This is a genomic window from Lysinibacillus sp. NPDC097287 (assembly GCF_044761695.1).
GTDB lineage: Bacteria > Bacillota > Bacilli > Bacillales_A > Planococcaceae > Lysinibacillus.
This window is the reverse complement of the sequence record NZ_JBIWCX010000012.1, coordinates 65,129-76,928: the sequence shown is the minus strand read 5'-3', so window position 1 is coordinate 76,928 and position 11,800 is coordinate 65,129. Positions and strand designations below refer to the sequence as shown.

The 11,800-nt window shown below is 38.3% G+C and carries 8 protein-coding genes, 1 other RNA gene and 1 other annotated feature; of the genes, 2 read left to right on the top strand and 7 right to left on the bottom strand.

Annotated features, from left to right (window positions below; genetic code table 11):
* Positions 1–317 precede the first annotated feature (317 nt).
* Complete coding sequence (gene ptsP, locus ACIQ2D_RS16125) at positions 318–2,030, bottom strand: phosphoenolpyruvate--protein phosphotransferase (RefSeq protein WP_402865784.1); 1,713 nt, start codon at positions 2,028–2,030, stop codon at positions 318–320.
* Positions 2,024–2,293: an HPr family phosphocarrier protein gene (locus tag ACIQ2D_RS16120; RefSeq protein ID WP_402865782.1), complete on the bottom strand. Its 270-nt coding sequence runs from the start codon at positions 2,291–2,293 to the stop codon at positions 2,024–2,026. The genes ptsP and ACIQ2D_RS16120 overlap by 7 nt, the downstream gene beginning before the upstream one ends.
* A 175-nt stretch (positions 2,294–2,468) precedes the next feature.
* On the opposite strand from ACIQ2D_RS16120, the gene ACIQ2D_RS16115 reads away from it, so the two are divergent.
* Positions 2,469–2,648, top strand: a complete 180-nt coding sequence (locus ACIQ2D_RS16115) for a hypothetical protein (protein WP_402865780.1) — start codon at positions 2,469–2,471, stop codon at positions 2,646–2,648.
* 620 nt (positions 2,649–3,268) lie between these two features.
* Here the strand turns inward: ACIQ2D_RS16115 and ssrS are convergent.
* The 3 genes from ssrS to hisS form a co-directional block, all read right to left on the bottom strand.
* Positions 3,269–3,470, bottom strand: a non-coding RNA gene (ssrS, locus tag ACIQ2D_RS16110) — 6S RNA.
* Positions 3,471–3,664: 194 nt separating this feature from the next.
* Positions 3,665–5,434 (bottom strand): aspartate--tRNA ligase, encoded by a 1,770-nt coding sequence (gene aspS / locus ACIQ2D_RS16105; RefSeq protein ID WP_402865778.1) that lies wholly within the window; start codon positions 5,432–5,434, stop codon positions 3,665–3,667.
* A 19-nt stretch (positions 5,435–5,453) separates the two neighbouring features.
* Entirely contained in the window at positions 5,454–6,719 is a 1,266-nt protein-coding gene (gene hisS / locus ACIQ2D_RS16100; protein WP_402865776.1) for a histidine--tRNA ligase, read from the bottom strand.
* A 175-nt stretch (positions 6,720–6,894) separates the two neighbouring features.
* Positions 6,895–7,138, bottom strand: a binding site (T-box leader).
* A 163-nt stretch (positions 7,139–7,301) separates the two neighbouring features.
* On the opposite strand from hisS, the gene ACIQ2D_RS16095 reads away from it, so the two are divergent.
* Positions 7,302–8,891: an N-acetylmuramoyl-L-alanine amidase family protein gene (locus tag ACIQ2D_RS16095; protein ID WP_402865774.1), complete on the top strand. Its 1,590-nt coding sequence runs from the start codon at positions 7,302–7,304 to the stop codon at positions 8,889–8,891.
* A gap of 55 nt (positions 8,892–8,946) precedes the next feature.
* Here ACIQ2D_RS16095 and dtd read toward each other — a convergent pair whose 3' ends face one another.
* Positions 8,947–9,387, bottom strand: coding sequence for a D-aminoacyl-tRNA deacylase (gene dtd / locus ACIQ2D_RS16090; RefSeq protein WP_402865772.1), 441 nt, complete (start codon positions 9,385–9,387; stop codon positions 8,947–8,949).
* A 93-nt stretch (positions 9,388–9,480) separates the two neighbouring features.
* Positions 9,481–11,676, bottom strand: a complete 2,196-nt coding sequence (locus tag ACIQ2D_RS16085) for a RelA/SpoT family protein (protein ID WP_402865770.1) — start codon at positions 11,674–11,676, stop codon at positions 9,481–9,483.
* Positions 11,677–11,800 lie beyond the last annotated feature (124 nt).

Genomic DNA, 11,800 nt, shown 5'->3' with positions numbered 1-11,800 from the left:
GTTTTTACCATAACTATTAAAACGGTAGGTTGATTTCCGCTACGGGATGCTCGTTTCCGCGGGCAAGCACTATCCGCTACAATCAATTTTTAAAAAAGTAACCTATGCTAGTATTGAATATGAAATTAACCATTTTATCGGTAAATAACAACCCAATATTCCCCTTATCAACACACCTGTTAGATTTATGCAAAATGAACGCTTCTTTTTACGTAAAGCCTCCAGATTCTCTTCTTTGTAAAAGAAAAAGACTGTGGACAAACTCGAAATCCTTTGAGCTTGTCTACAGCCAGAGTTGTATAAATATTGTTTAGACACTATTTCAATAAATACTTTTTCACGTAAGCTTCTACTTCAACTGCAGTCGTTAACGTAAATATTTGCTCAAGATGTCCAGCTATTTCAGCTTTAGATAATTTGGCAATTTGCGCACGTGTATTTAAGATTGATGGCGCACTCATAGAAAACTCATCTAATCCTAGTGCCAACAGGATTGGAATAGCGATTTCATCTCCAGCCATTTCACCACACATACCTACCCATTTACCGTGTTGATGAGCAGATTCAATGACGTTTTTCACAAGCCTAATGATTGCAGGATGGTACGGTTGATATAGATAGGAAATCTTTTCATTCATGCGATCTGCCGCTAAAGTATATTGTATTAAATCATTTGTTCCTATAGATAGGAAGTCTGCCTCTTTCGCAAATAGATCAGCAATAACTGCTGCAGATGGGATTTCAACCATCATACCTACTTCAATCGTGTCAGATACAGCTATTCCTTCTGCTACTAGCTTTTGTTTTTCCTCTAATAACAAGGCTTTGGCTTCTCTGAACTCTTCTAATGTTGCAATCATCGGGAACATTACCTTCAAATTACCGTAAGTACTTGCTCTTAATAGGGCACGTAATTGCGTACGGAAAATGTCCTGCTGATCTAAACATAGACGGACTGCACGATAACCTAAAAATGGATTCATCTCATGCTCTAGTTTTAAATAAGGCAGGATTTTATCGCCACCGATATCTAATGTACGAACAACAGTCGGCTTGCCTTGCATTTTTTCTAGAACAGTTTTATAAGCGGTAAATTGCTCTTCTTCATTTGGTAATTCCTGACGATCCATGTATAAGAATTCTGTACGGAATAGACCGATTCCGTCCCCACCATTTTCAAGTATCATGTCAACATCTTCTGGTTTCCCGATGTTTCCAGCGATTTCAACATGGTGGCCATCAGCACTCACGCTCTCTAAAGAACGATATTGCTCTAGTAATTGTCTTTCCTCTTCGCTCTTTTTCTGTTTCTCCAAGTATTCATTTAGCACGTCTTCAGTAGCATTCATAATAACTTTGCCAGTCGAACCATCGATAATAACTGGAGCCCCTTGGACGATATCTCTCGTAGCCGTTTTAGTACCTACAATAGCGGGAATTTCCATCGTTCTTGCTAAAATAGCTGAGTGCGAAGTTCTACCACCAATATCAGTAATAAACCCTTTAACGAATGTTTTATCTAATTGGGCTGTTAAAGAAGGTGTTAAATCTTCCGCTACGATGATTACGTCTGTTGATATGCGGCTAAAATCCGGAATCTCAACACCTAATAAATGTGATAGTAATCGAGTTGAAACATCACGAATATCCGCTGCACGTTCTTGCATATATTCATTATCCATTGCTTCAAACATTTCAATATACATAGTGGACGTTTCTTGTAAGGCAAATTCAGCATTCCATCCATCACCGATTTTTGCTTCAACTGCTCCTAGCATTTCCGGATCTCCTAATAGCAATAGGTGAGCTGAAAAAATAGCCGCCTTTTCTTCGCCAAATTTTCTATCAGCAATGTCACGAATTTCTTCTAATTCTAATTTTGCTTTTTGATAAGCCTCTTTTAGTCTGTCCTTTTCAGCATCAATATCCGTAACCCTAACTTTTTCAAAAGATAAATCAGGTTCTATCAAGCAATAAGCGTTAGCTACGGCGATGCCATTTGAAACAGCAATCCCGTTAATCTCTAGCATTCTTCACCAATCCCATTAGAAATAATTACTTCTGTTACTTTATTCATTAGTTCTTCCGCGTCTGGACCTTCCGCTGAAATTTCTACAACAGAACCAGGTGAAACCCCAAGAGCCATAACGCCCATAATTGATTTTAAATTCACAGTTTTTTCTTTGTATGTCATTGATACTTCAGATTCAAACGGAGTTACCGCTGTTACTAATAATGTTGTTGGTCTTGCATGTAAACCTTCTTGAAGTGTAATTTTATAAGATTTTTTCATTTGAATTTCTCCCTTTAAATTAATTTGATTTTTGTATTTTTAAATCATTAAGTAATTATGCTCTAGATCACTCGATGCATACACTCTTTCAACCACCAATTATACACTTTTATCGTCATCCATCTTTTCAATAACTTGACGTTGTAATGCGTTTAAAATAGTAGCACCATAACAGTTGAAACAGGTCCTAATTGCATTCCCTGATAATATAACAAACCATTACCAACCAGTATATGAGTATCAAGGTCAAAACCAACAATATTTCCCGGACAATTACTGCTATGCTTTGTCTTTTGCTCTCGATGCATTATTAAATCCAGATATAGCGATGATCACTGGGACATCATTCGAATGATAATCGAAATCTTTCACTTCCTACTTGAATAATAGTGTATCTTTTTCATTCAACTTTTCTATACTTTGCTGTTCATGTTTAGTTCGATGTCTAAGTGATTTTGTTTATCTTTAAAATATAGTCGCTTATCATGAAGGTTTTTGATTGATTTATCTTAGGTTTTGGTGCGTTAATCTTTGAATATGAACGAGTTGATCTTTTTAAAGCGCCTAATCTCTCCTCATTGTTAATTCATATGATTTAGTTCTTTGTACTAATTTCTACAATGAAACTATACCATTACGAAATAATAATTCTAAAATAACATGATAATGTTCAGTTGTTATTATAACCCTACACCATCTTGTTCATTCATTCGCATTACGTTGTCATTATAGTACAATAAAAAATCAAAATCAATCATTTTCATTCAAAAACAATCAATTTATATCACTTAATACAGGAAAAAAGACTGTAGGCAACCTCGAAATTCTCCGATGTTGTCCACAGTCTAAGTCATATAAATAATATTTAAATACTTTTTCACCAAATTCTAAGAGAATTATCCTGCAATATTAATTGAAGGCACTTTATCCGTTAATCTTTATCAAAACAACAGCCTAAGCAATTATTAAACTATGACGAATCCCGATTGTGCCGTAATGCAAGAAAAACATTCGTTTTGAACCCACGCCTTGCAGGTGGGTGCCCGCTTTGTAACTTTAAACTTCCCGCTCCGTGTGGGGCATGTTTGCTGGCACAAAATAGAAGGCTCCCAACGATATATTGTTCGGTCAAAACTGTTAATAAGAGTATGCAGCTAAACGAACACATCAGGATTCGCATTACAGTTATAATAACATGAATATTCAGATAATTCAAATCCCAAACTATTAAAAATCGTGCATTCTTTCGAAATTACAGAAAAATACCTAGATTCCCGACATTTTTTGTTAAGGAATCTAGGTATTTGAAATTATTCAGTCAGTATATATAATGCTTCTTTCCAGAAACCCTAGCAACAGCAGTAGAAAAAATTATTTTCTAAACGGTTTAATTGCTAAGCTTAACTCATTAAGTTGGTCCGGAGACACTTCACTTGGTGCTGATGTCAGTAAACAGCTTGCACTTGCTGTTTTAGGGAACGCAATTGTGTCACGTAAGTTTGTACGGCCAGCAAGTAGCATTACGAAACGGTCAAGACCGAATGCAAGACCAGCGTGTGGTGGTACTCCATATTCAAATGCTTCAAGTAGGAAACCAAATTGTGCTTTCGCTTCTTCTTCTGTAAAGCCAAGCAGTTCAAACATTTTTTCTTGTAAGTCACGTTCGTAAATACGTAATGAACCTCCACCAAGCTCATAACCATTTAGCACGATATCATAAGCTTGTGCACGCACAGCTGCTGGATCTGTATCCATTAATTCGATATCTTCGTCGAATGGACGTGTGAATGGGTGATGCGCTGCATAGTAACGACCGTCTTCTTCTGAGTACTCGAATAATGGCCAGTCAGTAATCCATAAGAATGCAAATTGCGACTCGTCGATTAAACCAAGATCTTGGCCTAATTTCGTACGAAGTGCACCAAGAGATGCAGCTACTACAGAAGGTTTGTCGGCAACGAACACTAGAATATCGCCGATTTCAGCACCCATGCGCTCGATTAGAGATGCCGCTAATGCTTCATCAAAGAATTTAGCAATCGGGCCGTTTAAGCCTTCTTCAGTTACCTTCAACCAAGCAAGACCTTTTGCTCCGTAGATACCAACGAATTTCGTTAATTCGTCCATGTCTTTACGAGAGTATTTGTCTGCAGCACCTTTGATGTTGATACTTTTTACTTGTTTTCCTGATGCAACTGTATCAGCAAACACTTTGAAGTCACAGCCATCAAAAATATCATTTAAAGCAACTAATTCTAAACCAAAACGAACATCTGGCTTATCTGAACCGAAACGATCCATTGCTTCTTGATATTTCATGCGTTGGAATGGCGAAGGAATATCAATGCCTTTTACTTCTTTCATAACCGCTTGAATTAAACGTTCGTTCATTTCTAATACTTCTTCTTGTGTTAAGAAGCTTGTTTCGATATCGACTTGTGTGAACTCTGGTTGACGGTCAGCCCGTAAATCTTCATCACGGAAACAACGAGCGATTTGGAAGTATTTTTCAAAACCTGCCACCATTAATAATTGTTTAAATAATTGTGGTGATTGTGGTAATGCATAAAACTCGCCTTCGTGAACGCGTGATGGTACTAAATAGTCACGTGCGCCTTCAGGAGTAGATTTTGTTAAGATTGGTGTTTCTACTTCTAGGAAACCTTCGTTTTGTAAGAAGTTACGAATTGTACGTGTTACATCTGAACGCATTTTGAATGTATCGAACATTACAGGACGACGTAAGTCAAGGTAACGGTATTTTAAGCGTAAATCTTCTGATACATCTGTACGGTCTTCAATTTGGAATGGCGTAGTTTTCGCTGTATTAATAACGATTAAGCTAGTCGCTTCTACTTCAATTTTACCGTTAGGCACGTTTGGATTAATTTGATCTTCTGAACGAAGTAGTACTGTCCCTTCGATTTCGATTACGTATTCACTACGTACTTTGTCTGCTAAAGCATGTGCTTCTGCTACATCTGGGCTAAATACTACTTGTGTAATCCCTGTACGGTCACGTAAATCGATGAAAATTAAACCACCAAGGTCACGGCGACGTTGCACCCAACCTTTTAATACTACTTTTTCGCCTTGTAACGCTTCTGAAAGTTCGTTACTAGCATGTGTTCTCTTTGCCATTTGTAATTCCTCCAACTAATTATTTACCTAATAGATAATTTACTAATTCTGAAAATGCGACTTTTTGTTGCTCGCCTGATTCCATATGTTTAACCGTAGCCGCTTGTTCTTCAAGCTCTGTTTCACCAAGAACGATTGTATATTTCGCGCCTAGACGGTCAGCAGATTTCATTTGCGCTTTCATCTTACGATCTAAATAATCCATTTCCGTAGAAATACCTTTCGCACGGAATGAACTTGTTAGCTCCACCGCTTTTAGCTTCGCTTCGTCTCCCATTGCAATCATGAATACTTCTAGCGCAGACTCTGTATCCAGTTCTACACCTTCTGCTTCAAGTGCAAGTAGTAAACGTTCGATACTTAAAGCAAAACCAATACCAGGTACATCTGGTCCACCAATCTCCTCGACTAAGCCGTTATAGCGACCACCACCACATAGCGTTGTAATTGCACCGAAGCCAGAAGCTGTCGACATAATTTCAAACGTTGTATGATTGTAGTAATCAAGGCCTCGTACAAGATTTGGATCTACCTCATATGAAATACCAAGTGTATCCAAATACGTTTTCACTTGTGCAAAGTAAGCAGCAGATTCTTCTGTTAAAAAGTCCGTTAATGCTGGTGCAGTAGCCATTAATGCATGTTCACGGTCTACTTTACAATCTAAAATGCGCAGTGGATTTTTTTGTAATCGGTTTTGACAATCCGAGCAAAACTCGTGGATATGTGGCTCAAAGTGCTTAATAAGCGCTGTACGGTGCGCATCACGCGTTTCTTTATCGCCCAATGAATTGATGACTAATTTTAAATCCTTTAAACCTGCTGATTCATAAACATCCATTGCTAGTGCAATAACTTCTGCATCGATTGCTGGATCAGCACTACCAATTGCTTCCACACCAAATTGTACAAATTGACGATAACGCCCAGCTTGTTGACGTTCATAGCGGAACATCGGCCCCATGTATGAAAGCTTTACTGGTTGGTCAGGAGAACCGAACATTTTATTTTCTACATAAGATCGAACCGTTGAAGCTGTACCTTCTGGACGAAGTGTCAATGAGCGACCACCACGATCTTCGAAAGTATACATTTCTTTTTGCACAACATCAGTTGTTTCTCCAACACTGCGCGTAAATAAATCCGTTTGCTCGAAAATCGGTGTACGAATTTCGTTGTAACGATAAACACGACATAAATCACGGATAATCGACTCTACTTTTTGCCACTTTTCCGATTGTCCTGGCAAAATATCTTGTGTACCACGTGGCACTTTAAAATTCATACAAATACCTCCTCTACGATTTGCTTATGAGCGAGTTTGCGTGTGGATTGAACACCTCTATTGAGAAGTAGAACGTTTTTCCATCGACGTTTGAGCGAGATTCCCCTGATGTTGAGCGACTCCAGCTCGATATTGGGCGACCAAAACAAAAAAAGCCCTCGCCACCTTGCTAAACGCAAGGGACGAGAGCTATATATGCTACCGCGGTTCCACCCTAGTTGACGCACAAAAAAACATGCATCCTCCTCATAAATCGGATAACGGCCGATTCCGTTTTTTCCTACTAAGTAATACCTTTCAGAAAAAAGCCTCTCAAGTGTTGTTCACGTTATACATTTTTGTAGGAAAGATTTCAGCCTAGGTCTTTCCCTCTCTTGTTCAATAGAGGTATACGCTACTCGCTTGGTCATAAGCGTTCAATCATTTTTTCATTACTCTTTATGTTAGTCATATCTACAAGTATTGTCAACTGTTTTCGTTTTTCTCAAGTTACAGACATCAAAACGACGAATTCCGTGACTATCTTCACAGGAATTTCACATCATAAATATGATAAAATAGCACGAGAATAGGAGGAATCCGATGATAAAAAAACTACTACATATCGTTCCAATCTTACTGTTATTTTTCACCGTCACGATTCCAAGTATGCAGATTGGACAAAAAGCTTCCGCAGATTCAGGTGATTTAAAAGTAACAGGTACGATACTTCATTTACGAGAAGGACCAGGACTATCTTATCCAATTATTACGACACTTGAAGAAGGAGATTCCCTTACATCCATTGGACGTCAAGATGACTGGATTCAAGTAAAAACTGGCAACTATGAAGGTTGGGTAGCTTCTTGGCTTACTGCTCCAACAAATAGTGTACAAACAGTCGATAAAACCGTCATTGCACAAGTCGATCGGTTAAATATCAGAACCGAACCGGATATATCATCTGCCGTGCTCGGTCAGCTCTCTACAGGTAACCAAGCAACACTTTTACAAGAGTCAGGTGAATGGGCAAAAATCAGCTGGAACGGTTTAACTGGTTGGGTATCGACTAGCTATGTGACAATTAATGAAACAACTAAAAAAAATACGGAAAACAAAACTGAAACAATTGAAAATAAAACTGAAACAACTAAAAATAAGACAGTTACCTCACCCGAAGATACGACATTTACAGTATTGGTAGACACATTAAACGTCAGAAAAAAAGCTGATTTATCAGCAAGTAAAGTTGGCACTGTCTCGAAAGGGCAAGTCTTTAAAGTACTGAAACATGAACATAATTGGGTGCAAATTCAATATAATGAAAACAAAACAGGCTGGGTATATAGCTTTTATGGAACTTTTTCCGATATTTCGAAAAACACTTCTACCAGCTCTTCAAAAAAAGATTTAGGTTCTGTTACAATTATTTATAATGGGACAAACCTTCGAACGGATGCCACAACTAGCGCAGAAGTTGTCGAACGAGTAGATGCTGGTGAAACATATCCAATTATCGGAACTAAGGATGATTTTTACGAAATTCAACTAGGTAAGGAAACCGCATTCGTTGCGAATTGGGTTGTATCTACAGATGTAAAAAATGCAGCTGTTAAAGATGAAAAAAAGACCACCCCTAAAAAAGGAACTTTGAATGGTATAACAATTGTCGTTGATGCCGGACACGGTGGAAACGACCATGGTACAACTGGGCAACGTGGAACAGATGAAAAAGACATTACTTTAAAAACAGCTTCCTTATTAGCTTCAAAACTTAGTGCCGCTGGTGCCGATGTCATCATGACTCGTGAATCAGATGAGTATGTAGCGCTGCGCAAACGTGTATCCGTTGCCCATCAATATGATGCTGATGCCTTTATTAGTCTTCATTATGATGCGACGGACGATAGCTCTGTTTCTGGCTTCACTTCGTATTATTTAAATGGAAACCAAAAGGGACTCGCTGAAGCGATTCATAATGGGCTTGCAAGTAAAATCAATTTAAGGGATCGTGGTACACAGCCTGGTAATTTCTTAGTCCTACGAGAAAATCGCCAGCAAGCTGTACTTGTCGAACTTGGTTTCCTTAGTAATGCTGGGGAAGAACGCGTCATAACAACAGAGAAGTTCCGCGAGCAGGCATCTCTAGGTATCTATCAAGGAATCCTTGATTATTTTAATAAAGATATTTAAAAAAATGAGCATATCACTGATTTAGTGATATGCTCATTTTTTATGCTTCTATGAATTATTTTGACTCTAAAAGAATAGTAACAGGGCCATCATTTGTTAATGCAACATCCATCATTGCGCCGAAAACACCCGTTTCGACTTGTAAGCCGTGTTCACGAAGTGCATCATTGAAAGCCACCCATAGTGGCTCAGCGATTTCTGGTCTCGCCGCACTAGTAAAGCTTGGACGATTCCCTTTTTTTATATCACCATACAAAGTAAATTGTGAAACAGATAAAATCGCTCCACCATGCTCTAAAATAGAATGATTCATCTTCCCGTCAGCATCTTCCCATAAGCGTAAATTGGCGATTTTTTTTGCAAGATAGGTTGTATCCTCCACTGTATCCCCATGCGTGATACCAACAAGAAGCACATAACCCCTGTCAATTGCACCTGTAACTTTACCATCAACTGTTACAGATGCTGCTTTACTACGTTGTAATACTACTTTCATTATTTGAAACCTCTATTCTATCAAGTCCACCTTGGCGTAATTACCTTTGCATACCACCAGAGGCATAACGTTACTTACGTAATTGTTAGACTATTAGTTTATGACACGTTGTACAGAGTATATATCAGGAATTTGCTTTATACGTTCTACGACTTTATGCAAATGCGAAATATTTGAAATTGAAATAGTCAAATGGATAGTTGCTATTTTGTCTCGATCCGCACGACCACTTACGGCTAAAATATTCGTTTTTGTTTCACTCACAATTTGCATCACTTCGTTTAATAAGCCTGGACGATCAAAGGCAGATACCTCAATATCCACTGGATACTCTTTTCTCTCTGGTGCCAATCCATCTTCCCATTCTACTTCGATTAACCGATCTTGGTCACCTTCGACTTGAATGTTTGGACAGTCTGCACGATGGACCGAAACTCCTCGACCCTTTGTAATAAAGCCGACAATATCATCCCCAGGCACAGGTGTGCAACAACGTGATAATCGAATAAGCATATTATCAATGTCTTTCACAACAACGCCAGATTCCGTACGTCTTTGCGGAATTGGATTTTTCATTTTTAACTCGATTTTTTCAAGCGCTTCTTCTTGCTCACGCTCTTTACGACGTTTTTCGGCAAGACGATTAACAACTTGTTGGGCTGTAATGCCATTCACAGCAACATTAGCAAATAAGTCTTCTTCATTCGTGTAATTCATTTTTTCACAAACACGTTTAAGATTATCAGGAGATAATGTTTCTTTAATATCATAACCCTGCGCACGAATTTCCTTGTCAATCATCTCTTTACCTTTGACAATGTTGTCTTCTCGAAGATGACGTTTGAAAAATTGTTTAATTTTATTTTTCGCTTGTGATGATTGCGCGATTTTCAACCAGTCACGACTTGGACCAAATGACTGTTTTGAAGTCAAAATTTCAATGATATCACCTGTTTTAAGTGGTGTATCCAATGTAACCATTTTGCCGTTAATTTTTGCGCCAATTGTACGGTTTCCGACTTCTGAGTGCACACGATATGCAAAGTCGATTGGTACTGAACCAGCTGGTAATTCAACGACATCTCCCTCAGGCGTAAAAACGTAGACCATATCCGAGAATAAATCAAATTTTAACGATTCCATAAATTCCTCTGCATTTGAAGATTCATTTTGGAATTCTAAAATTTCACGGAACCAAGTCAATTTTTGGTCAACATTTTGTTTCTCATTATCAACCTTTTTACCTTCTTTATATGCCCAGTGTGCAGCAATCCCGTATTCTGCTATTCTATGCATTTCCTTTGTACGAATTTGCACTTCAAGCGGATCACCATAAGGTCCAATTACAGTCGTATGTAATGACTGATACAAATTTTGCTTCGGCATCGCGATATAGTCTTTGAAGCGACCTGGCATCGGTTTCCATAATGTATGCACAATACCTAACACGGCATAACAATCTTTAATGCTATCAACGAGTACACGAATTGCTAGTAAATCATAAATTTCGTTAAATTGCTTTTTTTGTAACACCATTTTGCGATAAATGCTGTAAATATGCTTAGGACGACCATAAATATCCGCATCGATTTCAACATCACCAAGTTGTGATTTCATTTCACCCATTACATTATCTAAATAGGCTTCACGCTCATCACGTTTCTTCTTCATAAGACTTACAATACGGTAATATTGCTGTGGATTTAAATAACGCAGAGCTGTATCTTCTAACTCCCACTTCACCGTAGAAATCCCTAGACGGTGTGCTAATGGCGCAAAAATCTCCAATGTCTCTTTCGAAATACGGCGTTGTTTTTCAGCAGGTAAATGCTTTAATGTACGCATATTGTGCAGACGGTCTGCTAGTTTAATCAAGATTACACGAATATCTTGAGCCATTGCGATAAACATTTTACGATGATTTTCAGCTTGCTGTGCTTCTTTCGACAAATATTTAATTTTTCCGAGCTTCGTTACGCCGTCAACGAGCATCGCTACATCTTCACCAAACTCACGCACTAAATCGTCACGCGTAAATTCCGTGTCTTCTACAACATCATGTAAAAAGCCGGCTGCGACTGTTTCCGGATCCATTTGTAGTTCAGCTAAAATACCGGCCACTTGTACCGGGTGAATAATATACGGTTCGCCAGAGCTACGAAACTGCTCAATATGTGCGTCTCTTGCTAATTCATATGCTTTTTTCACGAATGCGACATTTGCGTCATTCATATAGGATTTGACTAAATCAAAAACATCTTGAGGAGTCAAAATTTGCTCTTTCGCCATAACATGTCCACCTTGCTCGTCAAATTTTTCAGATTAGATATAACTTCAATTGTATAAAACATCAAGGGCTATTGTAAAGGGACTATGTCATATAGTTTAGTTATTCTCGTGAACGGCTCTGGAA